Source organism: Bacillus sp. PK3-037 (assembly GCF_054161355.1).
In genome coordinates, this window is sequence record NZ_CP096408.1 from 748,091 (window position 1) to 773,001 (window position 24,911).

23 protein-coding genes and 2 pseudogenes are annotated in these 24,911 nt (G+C 45.6%); 19 read left to right on the forward strand and 6 right to left on the reverse strand.

Going from position 1 to position 24,911, the window contains the following annotated elements:
* Nucleotides 1–107: 107 nt before the first annotated feature.
* The 4 genes from M1D69_RS03860 to padC all read left to right on the forward strand — a co-directional run bounded on the left by M1D69_RS03860 (nucleotide 108) and on the right by padC (nucleotide 3,256).
* Complete coding sequence (locus M1D69_RS03860) at nucleotides 108–1,472, forward strand: serine hydrolase (RefSeq protein ID WP_458104511.1); 1,365 nt, start codon at nucleotides 108–110, stop codon at nucleotides 1,470–1,472.
* A gap of 5 nt (nucleotides 1,473–1,477) precedes the next feature.
* Entirely contained in the window at nucleotides 1,478–2,185 is a 708-nt protein-coding gene (locus M1D69_RS03865; RefSeq protein WP_458104510.1) for an aspartate/glutamate racemase family protein, read from the forward strand.
* 107 nt (nucleotides 2,186–2,292) lie between these two features.
* Entirely contained in the window at nucleotides 2,293–2,748 is a 456-nt protein-coding gene (locus M1D69_RS03870; RefSeq protein ID WP_458104509.1) for a DUF3237 domain-containing protein, read from the forward strand.
* Between the two features lie 22 nt (nucleotides 2,749–2,770).
* The gene (padC, locus tag M1D69_RS03875) at nucleotides 2,771–3,256 is read left to right on the forward strand and encodes a phenolic acid decarboxylase (protein ID WP_242734236.1); all 486 of its coding nucleotides are present in this window, start codon (nucleotides 2,771–2,773) and stop codon (nucleotides 3,254–3,256) included.
* 25 nt (nucleotides 3,257–3,281) lie between these two features.
* Here the strand turns inward: padC and M1D69_RS03880 are convergent, their stop codons facing one another.
* The 5 genes and pseudogenes from M1D69_RS03880 to slrR form a co-directional block, all read right to left on the reverse strand.
* Nucleotides 3,282–3,473 (reverse strand): hypothetical protein, encoded by a 192-nt coding sequence (locus M1D69_RS03880; RefSeq protein ID WP_458104508.1) that lies wholly within the window; start codon nucleotides 3,471–3,473, stop codon nucleotides 3,282–3,284.
* A gap of 2 nt (nucleotides 3,474–3,475) precedes the next feature.
* Nucleotides 3,476–4,855 (reverse strand): annotated as a pseudogene (locus tag M1D69_RS03885) (carboxylesterase/lipase family protein); the annotation flags it as partial.
* Nucleotides 4,856–5,369: 514 nt separating this feature from the next.
* A complete protein-coding gene (locus tag M1D69_RS03890; protein WP_458104507.1) occupies nucleotides 5,370–6,044 on the reverse strand; it encodes a hypothetical protein in 675 nt (224 codons plus the stop codon).
* Between the two features lie 206 nt (nucleotides 6,045–6,250).
* Nucleotides 6,251–6,763, reverse strand: a complete 513-nt coding sequence (locus M1D69_RS03895) for a DUF1643 domain-containing protein (protein WP_458104506.1) — start codon at nucleotides 6,761–6,763, stop codon at nucleotides 6,251–6,253.
* A 1,394-nt stretch (nucleotides 6,764–8,157) separates the two neighbouring features.
* Complete coding sequence (gene slrR, locus M1D69_RS03900) at nucleotides 8,158–8,616, reverse strand: HTH-type transcriptional regulator SlrR (RefSeq protein WP_059353590.1); 459 nt, start codon at nucleotides 8,614–8,616, stop codon at nucleotides 8,158–8,160.
* Nucleotides 8,617–8,861: 245 nt separating this feature from the next.
* Here slrR and M1D69_RS03905 point away from each other — a divergent pair.
* From M1D69_RS03905 to M1D69_RS03975, 15 genes and pseudogenes are all read left to right on the forward strand, one after another.
* Nucleotides 8,862–9,571 (forward strand): annotated as a pseudogene (locus M1D69_RS03905) (YveK family protein).
* A 5-nt stretch (nucleotides 9,572–9,576) separates the two neighbouring features.
* Nucleotides 9,577–10,260, forward strand: a complete 684-nt coding sequence (gene epsB / locus M1D69_RS03910) for a protein tyrosine kinase EpsB (protein WP_458104505.1) — start codon at nucleotides 9,577–9,579, stop codon at nucleotides 10,258–10,260.
* Between the two features lie 233 nt (nucleotides 10,261–10,493).
* Nucleotides 10,494–12,314, forward strand: coding sequence for a polysaccharide biosynthesis protein (locus tag M1D69_RS03915; RefSeq protein WP_175422397.1), 1,821 nt, complete (start codon nucleotides 10,494–10,496; stop codon nucleotides 12,312–12,314).
* 11 nt (nucleotides 12,315–12,325) lie between these two features.
* A complete protein-coding gene (locus tag M1D69_RS03920; protein WP_458104504.1) occupies nucleotides 12,326–13,471 on the forward strand; it encodes a glycosyltransferase family 4 protein in 1,146 nt (381 codons plus the stop codon).
* A complete protein-coding gene (gene epsE, locus M1D69_RS03925) occupies nucleotides 13,468–14,304 on the forward strand; it encodes a glycosyltransferase EpsE (protein WP_024122933.1) in 837 nt (278 codons plus the stop codon). Before M1D69_RS03920 ends, epsE begins: the two co-directional genes overlap by 4 nt.
* Nucleotides 14,297–15,445, forward strand: a complete 1,149-nt coding sequence (locus M1D69_RS03930) for a glycosyltransferase family 1 protein (RefSeq protein ID WP_458104503.1) — start codon at nucleotides 14,297–14,299, stop codon at nucleotides 15,443–15,445. Before epsE ends, M1D69_RS03930 begins: the two co-directional genes overlap by 8 nt.
* Nucleotides 15,446–15,448: 3 nt before the next feature.
* Nucleotides 15,449–16,552, forward strand: coding sequence for a biofilm exopolysaccharide biosynthesis protein EpsG (gene epsG, locus M1D69_RS03935; protein ID WP_458104502.1), 1,104 nt, complete (start codon nucleotides 15,449–15,451; stop codon nucleotides 16,550–16,552).
* Nucleotides 16,553–16,576: 24 nt separating this feature from the next.
* The gene (locus tag M1D69_RS03940) at nucleotides 16,577–17,611 is read left to right on the forward strand and encodes a glycosyltransferase family 2 protein (protein ID WP_202647704.1); all 1,035 of its coding nucleotides are present in this window, start codon (nucleotides 16,577–16,579) and stop codon (nucleotides 17,609–17,611) included.
* 4 nt (nucleotides 17,612–17,615) lie between these two features.
* The gene (locus M1D69_RS03945) at nucleotides 17,616–18,692 is read left to right on the forward strand and encodes a polysaccharide pyruvyl transferase family protein (protein ID WP_202647703.1); all 1,077 of its coding nucleotides are present in this window, start codon (nucleotides 17,616–17,618) and stop codon (nucleotides 18,690–18,692) included.
* Nucleotides 18,689–19,723, forward strand: coding sequence for a glycosyltransferase (locus tag M1D69_RS03950; RefSeq protein WP_458104501.1), 1,035 nt, complete (start codon nucleotides 18,689–18,691; stop codon nucleotides 19,721–19,723). The genes M1D69_RS03945 and M1D69_RS03950 overlap by 4 nt, the downstream gene beginning before the upstream one ends.
* Nucleotides 19,720–21,237, forward strand: coding sequence for an MATE family efflux transporter (locus M1D69_RS03955; RefSeq protein WP_202647701.1), 1,518 nt, complete (start codon nucleotides 19,720–19,722; stop codon nucleotides 21,235–21,237). The genes M1D69_RS03950 and M1D69_RS03955 overlap by 4 nt, the downstream gene beginning before the upstream one ends.
* Nucleotides 21,234–21,842, forward strand: a complete 609-nt coding sequence (locus M1D69_RS03960; RefSeq protein WP_095712972.1) for a sugar transferase — start codon at nucleotides 21,234–21,236, stop codon at nucleotides 21,840–21,842. Before M1D69_RS03955 ends, M1D69_RS03960 begins: the two co-directional genes overlap by 4 nt.
* Nucleotides 21,839–22,477, forward strand: a complete 639-nt coding sequence (locus M1D69_RS03965) for an acetyltransferase (protein ID WP_458104500.1) — start codon at nucleotides 21,839–21,841, stop codon at nucleotides 22,475–22,477. The genes M1D69_RS03960 and M1D69_RS03965 overlap by 4 nt, the downstream gene beginning before the upstream one ends.
* Nucleotides 22,478–22,493: 16 nt before the next feature.
* On the forward strand, nucleotides 22,494–23,660 hold the full coding sequence (locus tag M1D69_RS03970; RefSeq protein WP_458104499.1) for a DegT/DnrJ/EryC1/StrS family aminotransferase: 1,167 nt from the start codon (nucleotides 22,494–22,496) through the stop codon (nucleotides 23,658–23,660).
* On the forward strand, nucleotides 23,639–24,607 hold the full coding sequence (locus M1D69_RS03975) for a polysaccharide pyruvyl transferase family protein (protein WP_458104498.1): 969 nt from the start codon (nucleotides 23,639–23,641) through the stop codon (nucleotides 24,605–24,607). The genes M1D69_RS03970 and M1D69_RS03975 overlap by 22 nt, the downstream gene beginning before the upstream one ends.
* A gap of 9 nt (nucleotides 24,608–24,616) precedes the next feature.
* Here the strand turns inward: M1D69_RS03975 and yvfG are convergent, their stop codons facing one another.
* Nucleotides 24,617–24,835: a protein YvfG gene (gene yvfG / locus M1D69_RS03980; protein ID WP_024122922.1), complete on the reverse strand. Its 219-nt coding sequence runs from the start codon at nucleotides 24,833–24,835 to the stop codon at nucleotides 24,617–24,619.
* Nucleotides 24,836–24,911 lie beyond the last annotated feature (76 nt).

Sequence of the window (24,911 nt, forward strand, 5' to 3'; positions counted from 1 at the left end):
TAAAGTTGATTTTTCCTGTTAGAGGATTGATCAGCTTTTTTTATATTTTCAAAATAATTGAAACATTAATAAGCTCAGTATCGTACGAAAAAGGGGGAGGTGGAGCAATGAAGCAGAAGAAAAGGAAGGAACTTAAGACTTTATTTGAAACATTAGGCGAAAGAAAACATTTCAACGGGGCGGTTTTAGCCGCAGAGGATGGCGACATATTATATCATCACGCTTTCGGTTATGCGGATTTGCCGGGAAAACGGCTTTTGCAAGAAAATTCTTTGTTTGAGCTGGCATCACTATCAAAGCCTTTTACAGCAATGGCAGTTGTTCAATTGGAGGAGAAAGGGATGCTTGGTTATGAGGATACAGTGGAGCGCTGGATTCCCGGATTTCCATATGAGGGCGTTACGATACGGCACTTATTGAACCATACATCCGGGCTTCCCGATTATATAGAGTGGTTTTTTGCCAATTGGAATAAAAGCAGGATTGCAGTGAACCAGGATGTAGTGGATATGCTGATGAATGAGCAGCCGCCCTGCTATTTTGCTCCGAATGAAGGCTGGCTGTACAGCAATACGGGGTATGTGCTGCTGGCAGTTTTGATTGAGAAGGCATCCGGCATGAGCTATGCGGATTTTTTGAAACAACATATTTTCACCCCGGTCGGCATGGCGAACACGAGAGTATATAACAGAAGGCTGCGTCCTGAGCAGATTGATGGCTATGCGTATGGATATGTGTATGATGTGCATTCCGGCCAGTACGTTCTTCCAGATGACCTGGAGGAAACGAACTATGTTGTGTATCTGGATGGAATACAGGGAGACGGTACAGTGAATTCTGTCACAAGCGATTTATTTCGATTTGATCAGGCTTTATATCAGGACAAATTGATCAGCGAGGTTTCTAAGGAAGCCGCGTTTTCTCCTGTACAACTGAACAATGGGGAAACGGTTGACTATGGATTTGGCTGGGTGCTGCAAAACAGTCCTGAAAAAGGACGAATTGTCAGCCATAGCGGAGGCTGGCCCGGCTATTCAACGATGATGATCCGATATATAGACCAACGTAAAACGCTGATCTATTTGGGCAATATGGAACAGGATGCCGAATATGAACAAGCGATTCTGAAGGCGGCGGAGAATATTTTATTTGACCAGCCTTATGAGATCCCGGAACGTCCTGCTGATAAAAAGAAAAAAGACATTGATACAGCGATTTACAGCCGCTATGTTGGCAGCTACTCCATTCATGATGGGACAGCTGCGGCGGTGACAGCCGAGAACGAGCGGCTTTATCTGCAAATCACCGGACAGATGAGGTTTGAATTATTTCCTTCCTCGGAAACCCGTTTCTTTATGCAATCATTGCCTGTTGAAGTTGAATTTATGTTAGGGGATGGTGCTGCGAAGAGCTTTATCATTTATCAGGACGGAAGAGAGGAAGAAGCGGTCCGGACGGATAGAAAGGAATGAATTTGATGATTGGCATATTAGCTGGAATGGGGCCAAAATCGACCTCTCCGTTTTTAGATAAGGTCATTGATTACTGTCAGAAGCTGTATGGCGCTTCACATGATATCGACTACCCGCAGATGATGATTTATTCCTGTCCGACACCCTTTTATGTCGATCGTCCAATCGATCATGATGAAATGAAAAAAGCGATTATTGATGGAGCCGTCAAGCTGGAGAAGACCGGTGCGGACTTTATTTCTCTTCCTTGTAATACGGCGCATGCCTATTTTGAAGACATCCAGCAGGCATTGTCGATTCCTTTGTTACATATCATTGAGGAAACGGTGAAGGAGCTTCCGGATTCAGCACAAAAAGTGGCTGTTTTAGGAACAGATTCAACCATACAATCCTGTATTTATCAAAAAGGGTTGAAGGCGGGCGGACATGAGTTTATTCATGAGAAACATTGGCAGCGGGAAGTCAATCAGCTCATCGCCGCGATCAAACAGCCGAATCATGTTCACAAGACTCAGGACATATGGCGGGAGCTATATTTGGGAATCAGTAAAAGAGCGGATCTCATCATTTCGGCTTGCACAGATTTGAACACGGTGTTAGATCATTTTCACGGTGATATCCCGATTATAGATTCCTCTGATTGTCTCGCAAAAAGCACGGTCAGCACGTATCTTGCTTATCAAAACGAACCATTCAACAAGGGCTGTATATAATCGGCTCTTGTTTTTTTGTGTTCTTATCGTTTGACAGCCTCATGCAATGTTGTTAAAGTAAACATGTAAATAGTTACATGATTTCTTCTGAAGATCGGGTGGTGCTTATGAAGAAGCCAGTTTTAAAGAAATTCGTCTCTCTAGACATGAAGGTTGATCCTCCGATCACCATTGGTGAGACAGGCTTAGGTCTGAGACGTTGGATTCCGATTCGATCGGGAACAATAACCGGGGAAGTGGAAGGACGTATTTTGCCGGGCGGAGCTGATTCGCAAATCATTCGCGCTGACGGCAGAACAGATTTATCTGCCAGATATGTCATAGAAACAGCAGATCATGAACTGATTTACATTGAAAACAATGGAATACGGCAAGTCAGCGAGCCGTTCCGAACACAAGCAGCTGCCGATGAAATGATTGACACCGAACATGTTTATTTCCGCACGGTGCCGACTTTTGAGACAGGCAGTGAAACCTATCGATGGCTGCATGACCGCTTGTTTATCGGTTCCGCAGAAAGAACCCCTGATTACGTTCGATTAGACATTTATGAAGTAGAGTAAAAGACTAAGGAGAGTGTGAAATATGGAAAACTTTATCGGAAGCCACATGATTTATACTTATGAAAACGGTTGGGAATACGAGATTTATATTAAAAATGACCATACAATTGATTATAGAATTCATAGCGGAATGGTTGCCGGACGCTGGGTTCGGGATCAGGAAGTGAACATTGTCAAACTGACAGAGGGCGTATATAAAGTGTCTTGGACAGAGCCGACAGGCACAGATGTTTCATTAAACTTTATGCCGAATGAAAAACGCATGCACGGCATTATTTTCTTCCCGAAATGGGTGCATGAACATCCTGAAATTACGGTCTGCTACCAAAATGACCACATTGATCTGATGAAAGAATCCCGCGAAAAATATGAAACGTATCCAAAATACGTTGTACCTGAATTTGCGGAAATTACATTTCTGAAAAACGAGGGAATAGACAATGAAGAAGTGATATCAAAAGCTCCTTATGAAGGAATGACAGACGATATCCGCGCGGGAAAATTGTAAAAAACGAAAAACCCGGAAAAGAGAGTTACTCCTCTTTCCCGGGTTTTCTTTTTGCTGAGTATGTGGGAACCATCATAATTCCCGCGAAAAACAGTGTGATGCCAGTCCAGCGCATAGGCTGGTAATAGGCTGTGTCCCGTAAACATATTACAGCTGATAAAATGATGATACAAGCTGCCACAACGATGACAGCGCCAATGTATCCTGTTTTCCCCATGTTTATACTCCTTTTGAAGGGAATAGTTTTTGCCTTTTTTCAGATTCAGGATCGTTTTCGATCGAAATCTTTGAATCTAAAATCAGCGTCTCTCTTGTTTCATCTTGATATGCCGGCCATGTAACATTTTCGGTGCTTGGGTTTCCTGTTTTGGCGAACGAGATCCACGCTGATTGTATGTTAAGAGAAAGCTGTTTCACCTCATCGGTAACCTCCGCTTTTGCCATCCGCTCTAACGCGTCCAGATTTCCGAAAACAAAAGGAAGCTCTAATGCGTGAAACGCCTTATCGTACGGCGGCTGATCCGGGTGCCAGTCAAATCGGTACATCCAGACAGGTGCGTAACGGGACTGGGCGGAGGCGCAGGCGACGGCCGGGCGCCAAAATAACAAATCCGTCATCATATGAATTTGGCTTTCGAGAGAGCGCGGATACAGATCGGCGGCTTTCTCGGCCAGCGGCTGCCCCAATAGATACTCAAGCGCTTCATCTATCGTTTTCTGAGAGTGAACTTCTGAATCGGGCGTAAAAAATAAATACCCTTCATCACGATTTGTTCCGACTAACAGCGGAATGCCGTCAGCGGCCCCTTCAGCAATGGCCTTCTCAGGCTCAGCAGGCAGTGTTTTCGGATCAAGTGCAGGCTGGAAGAACAGCTGAAAGATATTTTCATTTTCGGTTTTTCGCAGCTGGTCGGCGGCTTTAAGCAAATCTTCCGCAGATACAGTATGCAGCCTGTCCAATTGGTGACGTTCAATTCCAAGGACTCGTAAAAAAGCATCCGCGGTGCTGGCCGCTTTTTCTTCCGGCATGGTTCGGGAAGAGCCGCTTTCCAGGATTGCTTTCTGGAACAGGCCTTTTGCAGCAGGCATGGCAAGCAGTGCGGCAATGCTCATACCGCCTGCTGATTCTCCAAACACCGTGACATTTCCCGGATCGCCGCCAAACGCAGAGATATTTTCCTTGGCCCATTTCAGAGCCGCGGTTTGGTCAAGCAGTCCAAGGTTGTCGGAATACGCATCATCAATGGAAGACAAATGCAAAAAGCCGAATGGCCCCAGCCGATAGTTCAGTGTGACGACAATGACATCCCCCAGAGCCGCCAGGTTTGAGCCGTCGTATAAAGGCTCACTGCCCGCGCCGAGATAAAATGCGCCGCCGTGAATCCACACCATGACAGGACGATTTTTGCCCGGAGTGTCAGGCGCAAATACATTTACATACAAGCAATCCTCAGACTGGCGGGGCAGTTCAGCATTTGAAAGTGACAGTAAATCAGGCGGCTGCGGGCAAACCGGGCCGTATGCTGCTGCATCCAGTTCTTCCTCTCACACTTCCGGAGGCTCCGGTGCTTTAAAACGCAATTGCCCAACAGGCGGCTTGGTGAGAAAGCGTGACGGAAAAGTTGATGAAGATGAATTAATGAACAATCATATGGAAAATCAACTTCGACCCTTGAGAAATCATATGAAAACTATAGATTCAAATATTGTGACGAATCAAGGCATTTTTCCTTATCGAAACCCTTATCGTAAACTATTTGTATTTTACTTATAAATAGACGTCATATAGGGGGCATATTTTCCACTTAAAAAGGGGTGTTCATATTTAAGTAACCATTAAAATAAAAGCATGATGACAAAAAGCCCTTTCCGAAGCGAATACTTAACAGACCTCGTTCTCTTCATCCTTTATAAAAACAAACATCCTTAAGAGAATAAAAAACAAAGTCAGGAGATTCTAATCCCCTGACCTGATTGAAAGTCTAATTAAAATGTCTGGTAAAATGCAACAGTTCCAATTATTGCGCCTAATACAAATAGCGCAAGAATAGTCCATAACGTAATTTTAACTTTCTTGCTCATTACCATAACCTAAGACTCCCCTTCTTATATATTAGTCCCTCCACATCTTCTTGTATGTTCTTTTTCCATTTTTATCGCCAACAGCTTTTAAGTAGATGTTTCCTAATTGAATTCCAACATCTTTGATTGGGCCAATTTGATAATAGAAGCTTCCTTTTACAGCGGCCTTATTATCTCCAGTAACCCATGCGCTTTTCCCGCCAGTATTTAAACCTGTTCTAACGACTGGATTCCAATTTCGGACTACGTTAGCAGAGGAACTTAAGATTTTTTTAACTTTCCCTTTAGTGACTCGATATGATACAGATACTCTGTAACTCGTTTGGCTTGCACCAAAGAATTTCACTGAATCCTGATAAGAAACACCTTTGTCGGCCATAATCGTAGCCTGTTCTTCAACGTTGTCTCCACCAAGAACCTGTAACTGGGGTTTGAAGAAACTTTCTACAGTTCTCTCCTGATCATCTCTAGACATTGATTTGAATTGTTTAAGGACTTCCGAAGATTCTTCGACAGCGTCAGCGACAAATTCAGGATCTACTCCTGCGTTTAATGCGTCTTGAGCGTCATAATTTTCTAAATAATTTTCGTAATCTTCTACTGTATATCCTTTTTCTTTTTCGGCTTCTTGTGCTGTTACTTCTTGAGGCAATGTTAATCCAATTGTAGCAAATGCGGCGACAAAAAACAGAGTCAATTTTCTCATCTTTTTCTCTCCTTATCTTATGCGCTTTCTCCATTGAAAAATGCCCACGAATAAACCATCTAAAGAACTAATCAAGTCATCTGATGATCACCACCTCCTAGTAAGACCCTATCATATTAAGAGTTTACAATAAATACCTTTAAGGTAAAATGGTACATATTTACTAGAATATCCCACAGGAAAGGCTAACATAAAAAATGTTAGCCTTAATAAATATTAAAATCATAATCTTTTAGATTCCATTTTTCATTTAAATGTAAAGGGTGCCTCCCCTCTTTACCGTGTTCATCTACGAATATCTTTACTTTATCCCCGTATTTTTCAACTATTTTTAAGACTTCTTCTTTTCTATCGGCATATCCTCCTCTCACCCACGCAATTATTGAAATAAGACTATCTTCGAAAGCTCCTTCTATGTAATCATTGTTAATGCTGTCATGAGAATCATCTCTAGATTTTAGTCCAGACTGCGGAGTTGATACATGAGAAAATATATTTACAACTCTTATTCCACCGAACCCTTTGTCTATTAAGTAGTTAATCACGGCCATAACTGTTCTATCTGTTTTAATTTCCCCTGCTATTGATGGGTTCAACATCAGTACTGTGGCAATGGGAAGATTTCGATCCCAAATCCTTTCAAGCAAGTACCTATTCGACCCATCTTCGGAATATATCGAACGAGATATTATTTCTACCTTTTTCTCAACAACGTTCATAAATATCCCCTCTCATCACTCAAGTAAACAATAAAGAGAAGGTTTGGTACAAACCTCCTCTCAGTTAGTTGATTCTTAATGGCTCTTTGTGATGTTGCTCAAGTTTAACTTCGGCCTCTTCTTCTCTTTACTCTGATCCACATCTTTAATAACTGGCTTAGGACTAGTTTTACGAGGTTGGTTCAGATGTGTCTGTTATCATCTTAAATGTTTCACCACTGCTTTTAGATGCGGCTATATAATATCTAAGCGCCTGTCTAACAGCGTCAGCCTTTCTACTCTTAGGAAAGTTATTTAGCCACTCATAAATATCCTTGTCTACTTCCTTGTTATTAGGAAGCTTATAGATAGCGGCAGTCTCGTCAGACATTACTCATCGCCACCTTTCAAAACGTTGGCAATATACATCCCTACTCTAGATAACCTTCGACATCACTATCTCCATTATTATTAGGAATTGTTATTCCATCTATAATTTCTTCTAGTTGTTCAGAGAAAAATTCTGCACTTCCGCCCACCAATAACACCTCATCTAAGTCTGTATGCTCTTTCCACTTCGACATTATTGTTTGCTGGATTCATGGCAACTTCATTTACACCGTCATACAAGGACTTTGTGAAATCAACTTCTTTTTTACGTTTTGATGGCTTATAAGTATATCTAGCATCTGAACCAGAAGCATCCTTAAGGATTTCAAGTAGCTCTAGTCTGTTACTTTGTGAGATGGATAATAAGGTTGAATACAACCTCTAATAGACTCATATACATCTCTAAAGCCTTTTGGAACACTATCATATCCATTTAATCTTCTCAGGGACTTTACTATATCGATGTCAGAGGTTCCAGCTTCAATATCAATACAATTGTATAGTGTACAAAAATTGAAACCACCCCCTTTAAAATTTGTATGCTCTAGTTCTTTATGATTATTTATTTAAAACATATATATTTAACATTTAAGAAATTTATTAGAACACGAAACGTTTTTCAAATCCGTCTCCAACAGGCCTCAGAGATTAAAATATCGAATCAGAGGCTTCTATGGCCTTCGTACAGAGTTCTAAAAACATCCCTAGACTAAGTTTTTAGTCTATAGACAAAAAACCGTTCTACCGTCCCAATAAGGACCTTAAATACGGCCATCATAATATGCTAATAAATAAACATTAATCAGCTCTCATCGCATGAAACCTATATAAATATAAAAAACATTAAACAAGACCATTGAAATGTATAGGGAATGCCTCTCCATATATGTACGCCATTTTCTGTTGCGCCATTCACTCTGCCGTATTGAGTCGTTACTGTTTATGAGACATAGCGTTCTCTCCCTTTTCCCCCCATTATAAACAGATTTGTCCTGATGATGCGAACTTCAGCCCTTATCTGATAGTCATTTTCCCATCGTTTTTAAAAAGGTTTTGACTTCTTGAACCGACAGGCCGATTTCCCTCGCTTCCGCCATCAGTGCTTTCCACTCTTCTATATTCGATTCTGTCAGCTTTCGGTTTCGGTAGGAGGCTGTTTCAGGCTCCTCTTTCTTTAGTTTGTTCGTAAAAGTGAACAATTCTTCCTTTTCCATTCCGGCTTGAACAGCTTGCACAAGATGCACACGCCATTCATCCTCACCGCCGCTGATTTTTTGATACATCATCGTTTCGGCGTCGAATAATTCTGTTAATTCGACATCCAGGGTTGCTGATACTTTTTTTAAAAATTGAACGGACGGATTCGTATGAACGCCTCTTTCAATCTTGCTTAAATAGGATTTTGAAACGCCTGACTCGATAGCCAGCTGATTAATAGAATAGCCTTTTCTTTTGCGGTACAAACGGATAATTCTTCCAATCATAATATGAAATTCTCCTCTATTCCTGTCGTTATTTCGTTCATTATAAGGAATTATTCGTTCTTTATAAAATTTAAAATAATAAGGGAAGTGCAGTAAATAAGAGGAAAATCATGATATTGTTCTCTAAAGAGAACTTATTGGCTTATTTTGCAATTTTTAAATAATAAAGTTTTCTTTTATAATCCAATCATTAACAGAAAGGGGCTTGGGAAGCCAGCCGTGAGAAGGCTGAAGGCTATGAATATATGAATGAGAATATGAGTTTTAAAGAATTATACGCGATTGTCAGACATAGATTCGTGCTGATTCTGCTCATCACAATAGGCGTCACCTTTATTACAGGTGTTGTGCAATTTAAGGTCATTTCACCTACATATCAGGCGTCGACTCAAGTGCTGATTCATGAATCAGACGGTGAAGAAAACTCGAATCTCAGTGACATCCACCGAAATCTTCAGTACAGCAGCACGTTCCAATCTATTATAAAAAGCACGGCCTTGATGGAAGAGGTCAAGGCGGAATTGCATCTTTCTGAATCGGCTTCCTCGCTGAAAGGAAACGTGATGACCAGCAGTGAAAACGAATCAGAAATTATCACCGTTGCCGTTCAGGATCACAATCCAGAGCGAGCGGCTAAAATTGCGAACACGTTAGTCAGCAAGTTTGAAAAAGAAGTAGATGAAAGAATGAATGTCCAAGGCGTACATATTCTATCTGAGGCGAAGGCTTCTGAAAGCCCGATGATCAAGCCGTCCCGAATGAGAAATATGGTCATGGCTTTTGGAGCGGCCGTGATGGGCGGCATTACACTGGCATTTTTTCTGCATTTTCTCGATGATACGTGCAAAAGCGCACGGCAGCTCAGCGAGAAAACCGGATTGCCCTGCTTAGGCTCCGTCCCTGATGTCAAAAAGAAACGGAATCGCAGGGCTGGATAAAACATTTCGAGGAGTGAAGTGAGTGGTCTTTAGAAAAAAGAAAGCAAGGCGAGGTTTGGCTCAAATATCCGTTTTACATCATAAATCAATTGTTGCGGAGCAATATCGCACCATTCGGACAAACATTGAGTTTTCATCCGTACAGACCAACTTGCGGTCCATTCTCGTCACCTCCTCTGTGCCTGGTGAAGGAAAATCGTTCAGTGCAGCGAATCTTGCGGCAGTCTTTGCGCAGCAGCAGGAAAAGAAAGTGCTGCTGGTGGACGCCGATTTAAGAAAACCGACAATTAACCAGACGTTTCAGATTGAAAATCTGACCGGGCTGACAAATGTGCTGGTCGGCAATGCTTCTCTAAATGAAACGGTGCAAAAAACACCGATCGATAACTTATATGTGCTGACAAGCGGACCGACGCCGCCGAATCCGGCAGAACTGTTATCCTCGAAAGCAATGGGAGATTTGATATCAGATATCTATGACCAATTCAGTCTGGTGATCTTTGATTCTCCTCCGCTTTTAGCTGTCGCGGACGCTCAAATTTTAGCGAACCAGACAGATGGAAGCGTGCTCGTTGTCTTAAGCGGAAAAACAAAGACCGATACCGTCCTGAAAGCGAAGGACGCACTGGAGCAATCCAATGCAAAGCTGCTAGGTGCTCTTTTAAATAAAAAGAAAATGAAAAAATCAGAACACTATTCCTATTAATTTGTGCTTTTAGGTGATGTCTCCTTACCTGTATCAATGGAGGCACTCGGCTCCGCTGTGGGCAGCTTGAACAGGCTGCCTTAGATGCTGGTCGTCGCTGGCGGGGCGTGAGGACGGGTTAAATGCCCACTTATTTGATATATATAGGAAATGTTATCGGTTTAGCTGCTGTCGTTTTTTAGATGACGAAAACCGCCGCAGCTAAACCGATAAAAGTATTAGGGGGGAAAAGGTTGAGTTACCGGAGAAGACTGTCAATGATTATCGCGCTGGATACTTATCTCGTTTTGAATTCAGTTATTGCAGGATATCAATTTTTAAAAGATTCTTATCAATTTTATGACTCCGGAGCATTATTGCTTACCGCTGTCAGCTTGCTCCTCAGCTATCATGTATGTGCTATCCTGTTCCGTCAGTATAAACAGGTCTGGACATACACCGGGCTCGGCGAACTGATCGCTCTGCTTAAGGTCATTACGATTTCAGCCGCTGTGACCGGCATCATTCAGTACGCAGTGTATCATACGATGTTTTTCCGGCTGTTAACGGCGTGCTGGGTGCTTCAGCTTCTGTTCATCGGGGGGACCCGCGTTTTATCGAGAATATTAAAAGAAAGCATCAGAAAAAAACGCTGCACGTCGGCCCGCGCATTGATTATCGGAGCGGGATCAGGCGGAACCCTGATGGTCAGGCAGCTGCTGCAGAAAGATGATCCCGACATTACACCTGTCGCTTTTATTGATGACGATCAAACGAAACATAAGCTGGAAATGATGGGGCTGCCCGTCATCGGCGGAAAAGAAAGTATCATGCCTGCGGTGCAAAAGCTCAAAATTAACTATATTATTATTGCGATTCCTTCTCTTCGTACCCATGAACTGCAGGTGCTATATAAAGAATGCGTGCGGACCGGGGTGAACATCAAAATCATGCCTCATTTTGATGAAATGCTGCTTGGAACGCGCACTGCCGGGCAAATCAGAGATGTAAAGGCTGAGGATTTACTCGGCAGGAAGCCGATAACCCTTGACACAAGCGAAATTTCAAACCGCATCAAAGAAAAAACAGTTCTCGTCACAGGAGCGGGCGGTTCAATCGGCTCGGAAATCTGCCGGCAAATCAGCGCGTTCCAGCCTAAGGAAATCGTTCTTCTCGGCCATGGGGAAAACAGCATTCACTCTATTTATTCTGAACTGAATGGACGATTCGGAAAACACATCGTGTTCCACACAGAAATTGCGGATGTGCAGGACCGCGACAAAATGTTTACCTTAATGAAAAAATACGAACCGCACGTCGTCTATCATGCGGCTGCTCATAAGCATGTGCCTTTAATGGAACACAACCCCGAAGAGGCAGTCAAAAACAACATTATCGGAACAAAAAATGTGGCGGAAGCGGCAGATATGTGCGGGACAGAGACATTTGTGCTCATTTCATCTGATAAAGCGGTGAACCCGGCCAATGTAATGGGGGCAACAAAACGCTTTGCTGAAATGATTATTATGAATCTGGGGAAATTCAGCAGAACAAAATTCGTCGCTGTCCGCTTCGGCAATGTGCTTGGCAGCCGAGGCAGCGTCATTCCGGTTTTTAAGAAACAGATTGAAAAAGGCGGTCCCGTTACGGTGACACATCCGGCGATGACCCGCTATTTCATGACCATTCCCGAAGCGTCACGGCTTGTCATCCAAGCTGGAGCGCTGGCGAAAGGACGCCAAATTTTTGTTCTTGATATGGGTGAGCCCGTGAAGATTGTCGATCTCGCCAAAAACCTCATTCATTTATCTGGCTACACGACGGAGCAGATTCCGATTGAGTTCACAGGCATTCGCCCGGGTGAAAAAATGTATGAGGAGCTGCTGAACAAAAATGAAGTTCACGCCGAACAAGTTTTTCCGAAAATCCATATCGGCAAAGCGGTGGACGGCGACTGGCCATTGCTGATGCGCTTTATAGAAGATTTCAATCAGCTGCCGGAAGCCGAGCTCAGGGAGCGGCTGTTTGCGGCAATAGACACATCAAACGAAATGACGGCTGCCGGCGTTCGTTAGGGGGAGTGAAGATGACGAAGAAAATCCTATTTTGTGCCACTGTCGATTATCACTTTAAAGCCTTTCATCTTCCTTACTTTAAATGGTTTAAACAATTGGGCTGGGAGGTTCATGTCGCTGCGAGCGGACAGACGCAGCTGCCGTATGTCGATGAGAAATTCTCCATTCCGATCCGAAGGTCACCCTTTCATCCTCAGAACATTGCCGTTTACAGACAGCTGAAGAAAGTGATCGAAACCAACGAGTACGACATCGTCCACTGCCATACGCCGGTCGGCGGCGTTCTCGCCCGGCTTGCGTCACGGCATGCGAGACGAAACGGAACAAAGGTGCTCTACACCGCTCACGGATTTCATTTTTGCAGCGGAGCGCCAATGAAAAACTGGGTCCTTTATTATCCGGTTGAAAAATGGCTTTCTGCCTATACAGACTGCCTGATCACCATAAATGAAGAAGATTACACACGAGCGAAAGGGCTACAAAGACCGGGCGGAATGACAGAAAAAATTCACGGCATCGGCGTTAATACAGACAGGTTCCGGCCAGTCAGCCTTGAAGAACAGCATAGGCTGAGAGAAAAGCACGGCTTCCAAAAAGATGACTTTATATTGATCTATCCGGCTGAACTGAACCTCAACAAAAATCAGAAGCTGTTAATTGAAGCTGCCGCACTGCTGAAAGATAAGATTCCTGAGCTCCGTCTTGTTTTTGCCGGAGAAGGAGCGATGGAACAAACGTATCGGGCCTTAGCTGAAAAGCTAGGAGCTTCCCGCAATGTTTGCTTTTACGGCTTTTGCCGCGATATTCACGAGCTGATTCAGCTTGCGGATGTATCTGTCGCCTCCAGCATCAGAGAAGGCCTCGGCATGAATGTGCTTGAGGGCATGGCGGCGGAGAAGCCGGCGATTGCCACTGATAACCGCGGACACCGGGAAATCATCCGGGACGGAAAAAACGGGTTTCTCATCAAAATTGGCGACAGCGCCGCTTTTGCCGATCGGATTGAACAGCTCTGCCTTGAACCGGAACTGCGGAGAACACTCGGACAGGAAGGCCGCCAAACAGCCTTGCGCTTTTCGGAAGCGCGAACGGTAGAAGAAATGGCAGATATTTATTCCGTATACATGGATATGGATAAAAAGGAGAAAAGCGTATGAATTCAGGACCGAAAGTTTCTGTCATTATGGGCATTTATAATTGTGAACGCACTTTGGCGGAAAGCATTGAATCCATTCTCAGCCAATCCTATAAAAATTGGGAGCTGATTATGTGCGATGATGCGTCAACAGACGGCACGCTCCGTATCGCGAAGCAGTATGCCGCTCATTACAGCGACCGTATCAAGCTGATTCACAATCAAACAAACAAGCGGCTGGCCGCTTCGTTAAATCACTGTCTTTCTTATGCAACAGGCGAGTATATCGCCCGCCAGGACGGAGATGATCTGTCCTTTCCGCGCCGTCTGGAGAAGCAGGTTGCCTTTTTAGAAAAGCATCGGCACTACCAGGTGGTCGGCACCGGCATGCTAGTGTTTGATGAATTTGGCGTAAGGGGCACACGGATGCTGCCTTCTGTTCCGGAGCCGGCCATCATGGCGAAAGGGACGCCGTTTTGCCATGGGACAATCATGATGAGAGCCAGCGCTTACCGTACGCTGAAAGGCTATCGTTCGGTGCGGCGGACAAGACGAATGGAGGATATCGATTTGTGGCTCCGCTTTTTTGGAGAGGGCTTCCGAGGCTATAACCTCCAAGAAGCGCTGTATAAAGTAAGGGAAGACAGCGACGCATTCAAGAGGCGGTCTTTTACCTATTCAATCGACAACGCTATTCTTGTGTACCAGGCATGCAGACGCCTGAAGCTTCCTTTTTCCGCTTACATCTATATCGCAAAACCGCTCATTCGCGCGTTTATGCCTCCTGCTGTGATGAATCGTTACCATAAAAAAAGAGTGATGAATCAGAAGGAAGGGCTTGTGAAGCATGAATAACAGCCAGCAGCGCGTGCTCCATGTTCTCAGCGGCATGAACAGGGGCGGCGCGGAAACCATGGTCATGAATTTATATCGGAAAATGGATAGAAGCAAGGTGCAATTTGATTTTTTAACCTATCGAAATGATCCGTGCGCTTATGATGAAGAAATTTTATCGCTAGGCGGGCGGCTTTTTTATGTCCCGAGTATCGGACAAAGCAATCCCCTCACATTTGTGAAGAATGTAAGAAACACAATAAAAGAAAACGGGCCGTTCAGCGCGGTTCATGCGCACACAGATTTTCAAACCGGCTTTATCGCGCTTGCGGCAAGGCTAGCCGGGGTGCAGGTCAGAGTCTGCCATTCCCATAACACCTCGTGGAAGACCGGCTTCAATTGGAGAGACCGCCTGCAGCTGATGGTGTTCAGACGCCTCATTTTGGCATATGCGACTGAATTGTGCGCTTGCGGAGAGGATGCGGGCCGGTTTTTATTCGGGCGATCGAATATGGAGCGGAAGCGGGTTCATCTGCTGCCGAACGGAATCGACCTTGATCTGTTCTCTCCCGCCGTGCAGGCGGCCGATGACGAAAAAAAAGCACGCGGCATAGCGTCTGACCGTCTGATCATTGGTCATGTGGCCCGGTTTCATGAAGTGAAAAACCACGCGTTTTTGCTGAAGCTTGCCGTTCACCTGAAAAAACGGGGAGTTCGCTTCCAGATGGTTCTAGCAGGAGACGGACCGCTGCGGGAGCAGATGGAGGAGGAAGCGCGGCGGCTGAATCTGCTTTCAGATGTCCTCTTTTTAGGAACTGAAGAACACATTCATGAGCTTATGCGCACCTTTGATGTATTTGTCATGCCGTCGCTGTATGAAGGCTTGCCTGTTGTGCTTGTGGAAGCGCAGGCTTCGGGTCTTCCGTGCATTATTTCCGACACGATCACAGAAAAAGTCGACACGGGGCTCGGACTTATGAAAAGGGTGAGTCTCTCTAAGCCGATGGATATTTGGGCTGAAACAATTGTAAGAGCGGCCGCCGCAGGCAGGCCGAAGCGGGAGCTCGTGAAAGATACCCTTGCGAAACTCGGCTATGATGCGCGGCGAAATGTGGGTGCATTGATGAATTTATATCAGATTAGCACTGAAAAAGGACAATAAAAAATGATTGTGTATGTCGTCAATATGGGAATTGTATATATTTGGTCTTGGTTTGCTAAAATGTGCGGCGGACGGGATGAGTCACTTGCTACCGGCTATCGTCCGAACAAGCTTCTCATTTGGATTCCGCTCGCCTCGCTTGTGCTTGTTTCGGGCCTGCGTTACAGGGTCGGTACAGATTTTCAGACGTATACGCTGCTGTATCAAATGGCAGGAGACTATCAAAATATTTGGCAGATATTCGGTTTCGGCACGGCGAAAACGGCAACAGATCCGGGCTTTACCGCGCTGCTATGGCTGATGAATTTTATCACGAAAGACCCGCAAATCATGTATGTGACCGTTGCAATGGTGACCTATATCTTTATTATCAAGACGCTGGCAGACTACGGAAGACCGTTTGAGCTGAGCGTCTTTTTATTTTTAGGAACCTTTCATTATTACGCATCCTTTAACGGAATCAGACAATACATGGTGGCAGCCGCTTTGTTTTGGGCGATTCGCTATATCATCAATGGAAACTGGAAGCGTTATTTTCTGATTGTGCTGGTCAGTTCGCTCTTTCACTCCTCGGCGCTGGTGATGATTCCGGTCTATTTTATTGTCAGAAGAAAAGCCTGGTCACCGGCAATCTTCGGTCTCTCAGCTTTATTTCTCGGCATGACCTTTTTATATCAGAAATTTATTTCGGTATTTGTCGTTGTCCTTGAAAACAGCTCATACAGCCATTATGAAAAGTGGCTGATGACAAATACAAACGGAATGAATGTGGTCAAAATCGCTGTTTTGGTCCTGCCGCTGTTTTTGGCCTTTTGTTACAGGGAGCGCCTCCGAAAGCTGTGGCCGCAAATTGATATTGTCGTTAATTTGTGCCTTCTCGGATTTTTATTCGGGCTCTTGGCCACAAAGGACGTGATCTTTGCCAGGTTTAATATTTACTTCGGACTGTATCAAATGATCCTAGTCCCTTATTTTGTCAGGATATTTGATGAGAAATCGAATGCGTTGATCTATATCGCCATTGTGGTTTGTTATTTTTTATACAGTTATTTGCTTATGCCGGTTGATTCTTCCGTTCTGCCGTACAGAACGATTTTTTCCCGGTAATTTATGCAAGAGGAGCCGGTCATTATGGAAACACCTGCGGTTAGTCTGTTAGTCGCTGTTTATAATACAGAAACCTATATCAGAAACTGCCTTGAATCTTTAAAGAACCAGACATTGGACAATATTGAAATCATCATCGTCAATGACGGTTCGGCAGACGCCAGCCCGGACATCGCGGAGGAATATGCAGAAAAGGATAAACGATTCAGAGTCATTCACCAGGAAAACCAAGGGCTCGGTGCGGTCCGGAACAAAGGGATCGAGGCGGCCCGCGGCGAATTTGTGGCTTTTATTGATTCAGACGATTGGATCGAGCCTGATTATTGCTTGCAAATGGTTCAGGCAGCATCGGAGGAAACCGATCTGGTCATTTGCAACTATGCCGCGGAGTTTGAGGATACTGAAAAAACCGTTGTCTCAGACATTGCGGAAACCTATCAGGATCAGCCGAAGGAGTCCTATATCAAGGCGTTATTCGAAGGGAAGGTCAGGGGATTTTCATGGAATAAACTGTACCGAAGAAGCATGATTGACGCACACCGGCTTTCGTTCCCGCTCAGAGGTGAGCTGGAGCATGTCGAGGATCAGTTTTTCAGCTTCAGGGCACACTTTTTCGCCCGCTCGGTTTCCTATGTAAAAGCGCCTCTCTACCATTATCGAATTCACCTTTCCTCCATCGTGCAGGGTTATCAGAAAAAACTGTTTGAATCAGGACTGGCGCTGTATCAGGCGAACGCAGGGTTCTTACAGGAGAACAACAAGCTGGAGGAGTACCGAAAGGAGCTTGATTTCTTTATCGTTCTCCATGGGACCATCTGTCTCTTGAACGAATGGAAAACAAGCGGCAGCCGGCGTCTTTTGGAAAGGCTCAAAACGGTCGGCGTGATTTGCGCTGATCCGGTGTTTCAAGGCAGTCTGTCGAAAACGGGGACAGCGCCTTTTGACGCAAAACGGTCATGCCTGCTGCTGATGGCGAAATACAGAATGGTTCCGTTCGTTGCTATGGCGTCCGCCGTGTATCAGCGAGTGATCGAGTACAAAATGAAAATCAGAGGGTGAAGACATGTCGTTACATTCATTGAAAATCAACCTTGCAGAATGGCTGCTGCTAAAGGTCAAGTACCCGTCCCAATTTTGGCTGGGTGCGGCCGATCAGCCGGTAAAGGCTGCCGCACATAAGAAGAAAATCATACTGACCCTGCTGCCTTCCCATGACAATTTGGGGGACCATGCCATTGCTTATGCCAGCAAAGCGTTTCTTGAGCAGGAATACTCCGATTTTGAAATCGTTGAGGTCGATATGAAGGACATATACAAATCAGCAAAAGCGCTGATCCGCTCCCGCCACCCGGAGGATATGGTCTTTATCATCGGCGGCGGAAACATGGGGGATTTATACCGGTATGAAGAGTGGACGCGCCGCTTTATCATTAAAACGTTTCATGATTATCAAATCGTCCAGCTACCGGCAACCGTTCATTTTTCTGATACGAAAAAGGGACGAAGAGAGCTGAAACGGGCGCGGAAAATTTATAACGCGCACCCCGGTTTATTGCTGATGGCGCGTGATGAAACGACGTATCAATTTATGAAGCGGCATTTTAAAGAAAAAAAGATTCTGAAGCAGCCTGATATGGTGCTGTATTTAGATAGAAGCAGCACCCCTGCGGAACGCGAAGGGGTGTATATGTGTTTGCGCGAGGATCAGGAAAGCGTGCTTCAGGAAGATCAGAGAAACCGCGTGAAGGCCGCTCTTTTTGATGAATTTGGCGAGATCAAAGCTTTTACGACAACGATCGGGCGCCGGGTCAGCCGCGGCACACGGGAACAGGAGCTGGAATCGCTTTGGTCTAAGCTGCAAAGTGCTGAAGCCGTTGTCACTGACAGGCTGCACGGCATGATTTTTTGTGCGCTGACAGGAACGCCGTGTGTAGTGATCCGGTCTTTTGATCACAAAGTCATGGAAGGCTACCAATGGCTGAAAGATATTCCAGCCATGAAGCTGATTGAACAGCCGGAGCCGGAAATTGTGACAGCCGCAGTGAAAGAGCTGCTGACAAAAGAAACAAACCGTGCCGGCTTTCCGCGGGATATGTATTTTAAAGGGCTGCGGGAGAAAATCAGCGGTGAAGCACAATGACACCGCTCGTCAGCATTATTGTCCCAATGTATAACGTTGAACCATTCATTGAAGAATGCATCAATTCACTGCTTGCCCAAACGCTTTCTGATATAGAAATCATCCTTGTTAATGATGGAACACCCGATCGATCTGGTGAGATGGCAGCGGCATACGCGAAACGGGATGCAAGAGTTCAAGTCATTCATAAAAAAAATGGCGGCTTGAGTTCGGCTCGAAACGCGGGAATCAAAGCGGCGCGCGGCACGTATATCGGGTTTGTAGACGGAGACGATTATGTCTCTCCCGCCATGTTTCAAAGGCTTGCACAAGAAGCGGAGCAGCACCGGCTCGATATCGCCGGTTGCGGATTTTATAAACAGTCCGAAGACAGGCGGGTATACGTACCGCCGCAGCTCGAAACAGGCCGTATGCTGACAAAAGCGGATATAGCTGAACAGCTCCAGCGTGCCCACGAAACGAGATTTATCTGGTATGTATGGCGATATGTGTATCGCCGTGAGCTTTTGGAGAGGGTGAACCTGCGGTTTGATGAAGACATCCGTTTTGCTGAAGATTCACCCTTTAATTTATCTGCTTTTTATGAAGCCGAGCGGGTAAAAATGCTGGATGAAGGCTTGTATATATACCGTGAAAATCCGAACAGCCTGACGGAACGCCCTTATAAGCCTGCGATGGATGAAAATATCAAAAAACAATATCAAGCCAAACTCGCATTCTACAATCAGTGCGGCTTAGCGGCTGTGTGCAAAGAAGATTTAGATGTGTACATTTGCAAGCACCAGCTTCCGATGCTTCTGGCAAACGCCTGTGCCTCACCGCAGCCGCCGAAAGACATCAAAAAACAGATCAGACAGATTTTATCCTATGACATGGTTCGGCAGGCTGTCAGACACACACCGTTCCGGCATGAGAAATTAGGCAGAGGCGAGCGATTGGTCTTAGGACTGTGCAAATGGCGGCTGATCTTTCTCATCAAGCTGTTTTTTGAGACACGCGGAACCATGAAAGGCAGTGCAAAACAGGCATGAAATTCACCATTAACTTCAGCGCCAATCTCACAGCTTTTCTTCTGTCCGTATTTCTGTCTGTCTGGATGACGCCTTTTATTGTCAAGACGCTCGGTGTCGAGGCTTTTGGCTTTGTGAATTTAACGCAAAATGTGATTAATTATTTTTCCATTATCACGGTGGCGCTCAGCTCCGTTGTTGTGCGTTTTTTTTCTGTCGCAGCCCACAGGGGAGAGCAGGAAAAAGCAAATGCGTATATCAGCAATTATTTGGCTGCATCTGTTTTGATTTCATTGCTGCTTCTGCTGCCTCTTGTAAGTGCGGCTTTTTTTATTGACCGCGTTATGAATGTCCCTCAGGATCTTTTGGCTGATGTTCGTCTGTCAATTTTGATTGGGAGTCTGCTGTTTCTTTTAACATTTTTGATGGCGGGGTTTGGGGCGGCACCGTTTTATGCCAACCGGCTGTATATCACCAGTTCGATTCAGGCGGTGCAAATGCTCATCCGCGTGCTGTGTGTGCTGGCGCTGTTTGCATGCTTTACGCCAAAAATCTGGCAGATTCAGCTTGCCGCTTTAGCCGGTGCGGTCATAGCGTCTATTCTGTCTTTCTGCTTTTTCAGAAAACTGATTCCATGGTTTTCATTTAGGCTGAAAGACTTGTCATACCGCATAAGCAAGGAACTGTTTCAGGCAGGAACCTGGAACTCAGTCAATCAGATCGGCGTGCTGCTTTTTTTGCAGATCGACCTATTAACCGCCAACTTGGTGCTCGGTGCATCTGAAGCGGGAAAATACGCGGCGATTATCCAGTTTCCGCTGCTGCTGCGCAGTTTGGCGGGAACAGTCGCATCTCTATTTGCGCCTGTCATTACTTCTTATTATTCAAAAGGCGATATGGACGGCTTGGTCAAGTACGCCAATCAGGCAGTGAGACTGAACGGGCTTTTGCTTGCGCTTCCGGCTGCATTATTGGGAGGTTTGGCCGGGCCTTTTCTGACGATCTGGCTTGGACCGCCCTTTTCCTCTGTAGCGCCGCTTTTATATATTCACGCCGGATATTTGGGGATCAGTCTTGCCTTTATGCCGCTGTTTTATATATGGACCGCCTTTAATCAACAAAAAACACCGGCGCTCGTCACCCTGCTGTTAGGCGCAGTGAATGTTGTGCTGGCGGTCACATTAAGCGGGCCGGCGCATCTTGGGCTTTACGGTATTACGCTGGCCGGGGCGATTTCGCTTGTGCTGAAAAATGTCATTTTTACGCCGCTTTATGTATCACGTATTACCGGCTACAAAAAGCATGTGTTCTTTACAGGCATGTTCGGTCCGGTCTTTGCCGCTTTATTTGCTTGGGCGGTTTGTGAGGCCATCCAGTTATGTATCACCATTGAAAGCTGGACATCACTGATTGCCGCAGGTGCTGCCGTCAGCTGCTGCTATGCGGTTTTCGCTTTTATGTTTGTTTGTACGAAAGAGGAACGACAGCTGGTGCTGAAACGGTTTAGAAAAACGAAAGGAGCTGTAAATATTTGATCCTGAAACGTCTTTTTGATCTGACGGCCGCTATTGTTTTATTGTGCTGCACGGGTGTCATTATTCTATTCACTATCGCTGTAGTCAGGCTGAAAATAGGATCGCCTGTCTTTTTTAAACAAGTACGGCCCGGCCTGCATGGGAAGCCGTTCACCCTTTATAAATTCAGAACGATGACGGATGAACGGGACAGTGAGGGAAACCTGCTGCCGGATGCAGTCAGGCTTACGAAAACAGGCAGGCTGATCAGAAAGCTGAGCATTGATGAGCTGCCGCAGCTTCTGAACGTTTTGAAAGGAGACCTCAGCCTCGTCGGTCCCCGGCCGCTGCTGATGGACTATCTGCCGCTTTATACGAAACAGCAGGCACGGCGCCATGAGGTGAAACCCGGTATTACAGGCTGGGCGCAGGTCAACGGCAGAAACGCGATTTCCTGGGAAAAGAAATTTGAACTGGATGTTTGGTACGTTGACAACCGTTCATTCTTGCTCGATTTGAAAATTTTATGTCTGACGGTACGCAAAGTTCTTGTGTCAGAAGGGATTCAGCAAACCAATCATGTGACCGCAGAACGCTTCACAGGAAGCGGAGATGTGTCCTCATGAGAAATGTGGCCATTGTGGGAGACGGCGGTCACGGAAAGGTGATCAGAGAACTCATAAGCGCCCGTTCAGACACGCGCTTAGCTGCGGTACTGGACGATAAATTCAGCACATTTGATGCCGGGAAAGAGCTGTACACAGGCCCCTCGGAAGCAATTCCTGAATTGCGCAAGCTGATCCCTGACGTTATGTTTGTGATTGCAATTGGAAACAACAGCGTCAGAAAACAGCTGGCGGAGCGGCTGGGGTTATACAAAGAAGATTTCATCACATTAATCCACCCGTCAGCCATCATCAGCAAATCGGCTGTCATCGGGGAAGGATCGGTTATTATGGCCGGTGCGATTATTCAGGCGGATGTTCAGATCGGCGCCCATTGTATCATCAATACGGGCGCGATTGCAGAGCACGACAATCAGATCGGCGATTTCGTACATCTTTCTCCGCGCGCCACGCTTTCTGGTGGTATTGCGGTTCAAGAAGGGGCTCATGTGGGCACCGGGGCCTCCGTCATTCCGCAGGTTACTATTGGCTCTTGGAGCATTGTCGGCGCAGGCTCCGCGGTGATCCGCTCCATCCCTGCCGGGGTAACGGCAGCAGGAACCCCGGCGCGCGTGATTTCCTCTATTCAAACCTAAAGCAAAGGATGGTTACATGCATAAAAAAATCTACTTATCCGCCCCTCATATGAGCGGCAGGGAGCAGCACTATATTTCAGAAGCCTTTCGCTCAAACTGGATTGCGCCGCTTGGGCCGCTTGTGAATACATTTGAAGAAAAATTGGCTGAACGAGTCGGCGCCAAAGGGGCGGCTGCGGTCAGCTCAGGCACCGCCGCGATTCATTTGGCGCTGCGTTTGCTGGATGTAAAAGCGGGAGACACCGTGTTTTGTCCGTCCTTTACATTTGTGGCAACGGCAAACCCAATTTTATATGAAAAAGCGGTGCCTGTTTTTATAGATTCTGAGCCAGATACGTGGAATATGTCTCCGAAAGCACTTGAAAGAGCGCTGGAGGAAGCAAAACGAAATGGAAATCTGCCCAAAGCGGTCATTGCCGTCAACCTGTACGGACAAAGCGCGAAAATGGATGAGATTGTAAGCCTGTGCGGCTTATACGGAGTGCCGGTCATTGAGGATGCGGCTGAATCCCTCGGTTCGGTCTATAAAGGTAAGCAGAGCGGGACATTCGGCCGTTTCGGCGTTTATTCATTTAATGGAAACAAAATCATTACCACTTCAGGAGGCGGGATGCTTGTGTCAGACGATGAAGCTGCCATTGAAAAAGCAAGATTTCTCGCGTCACAGGCCCGCGATCCAGCTGTTCATTATCAGCACAGTGAAATCGGGCACAACTACAGATTGAGCAATATCCTTGCCGGAGTCGGCATTGCCCAGCTTGAGGTGCTGGATGAGCGGGTGGAGAAAAGACGGGAGATTTTTGCGAGGTACGAAAAAGCGCTTGGCATCATAGATGGCGTTTGCTTTATGCCGGAATACTCAGAAGGCGTGTCCAACCGCTGGCTTACTGCACTTACGCTTGATAACGGGCTGACTCCTTATGACGTGGTTCAGCATCTAGCTGAAGAACAGATCGAAGCGAGACCGCTTTGGAAGCCGCTGCATACCCAGCCTCTGTTTATATCATCTGCATTTTATTCCCATACAGATTCTGAAAGTGTGTGCGAAAACTTATTCAGGCGGGGAATCTGCCTCCCATCCGGAACAAATATGACCGAAGAAGATCAAGACCGAGTAATCGATGTGTTGTCACACTTATTCCAAACAACAGAGGTGAAGAGATGGACAGCAAGCATTCAATGATCAGCCTGAAGAAAAAACTGGCCGGGCTGCTCGAAATGATTCCGAAGCAATCCGAAATCATTTACGCCGACTATCCTCTATACGGAAATGTAGGGGATCTATTTATTATGAAAGGAACGGAAGCCTTTTTTAAAGAAAATGCCATTCGGGTCAGAAAACGCTGGAATCCAGACAATTTCCCAATCGGGCGTAAGCTTGATCCGAATCTGATCATCGTCTGTCAGGGAGGCGGCAACTTCGGGGATTTATATCCGTACTATCAAGGATTTAGAGAGAAAATCGTTCAAACCTATCCAAACCACAAAATCGTCATTCTGCCGCAATCCATCTATTTTCAAAATGAAGACAACTTAAAACGGACGGCTGACATATTCTCTGCCCATTCAAATCTGCATATCATCACAAGGGAAAAAGCCTCCTATGCAACGGCACAGGCGTACTTTCTAAACAATCATATCAAGCTATTGCCTGATATGGCCCACCAGCTGTTTCCCATCATTCCGACACAGCAGCCGACCGGCCAAAAGCTGAAATTTATCAGAACAGATCATGAAGCAAATGATGAGCTTCAAAGACATGCGCAAGCGGAAAGCTATGACTGGCGTACAGTGCTGTCAGCTTCAGACCGCCGGACAATCGCTTTTCTCCAAACGCTGAACGTCCTGAACAAAAAAGCGGGCAATCCTCTGCCCATCGCATTGATATGGAGAAAATACTCGGATTACATCGTCACCAAAGCCATTCGCTTTTTCAGCCGTTACCAATCGGTGGAAACGTCAAGACTGCACGGCCATATTTTGTCCTCTCTTCTTCAAAAAGAAAACACGGTCATTGATAATTCCTACGGAAAAAACGCCAATTACTATCATACTTGGATGGAGGGAGTGCCAAACACTCAAATCATTCGGGACGCCTCAAAGAAGGAAAACCTTCCTGCTCACATGTGAGCGGAAGGTTTATTTTGATTCTCCGCGTTTTACTTTGTTGTAGGCTTCATCTAAATGCTGAATCCGCTTGAGGACAACTGAGTTTTTTGTCAGCTGATCCTGCACAAGTGTGGAAACCACAGAACGGTAGTAGCTGTTCATTGCGTGGATCTTATCCTCAGACGGGTTCATTTCAATATGCTGCTTTAAGTTTTCAATAAAATACGGTACAGAAAAAAGTTCAGACATTTCTTTGGCAGCTCCTTTTTCATAAATGTATACGGTGTCATCCCAATCATGTACAATGAAGAAAGGGGAGTGAGCA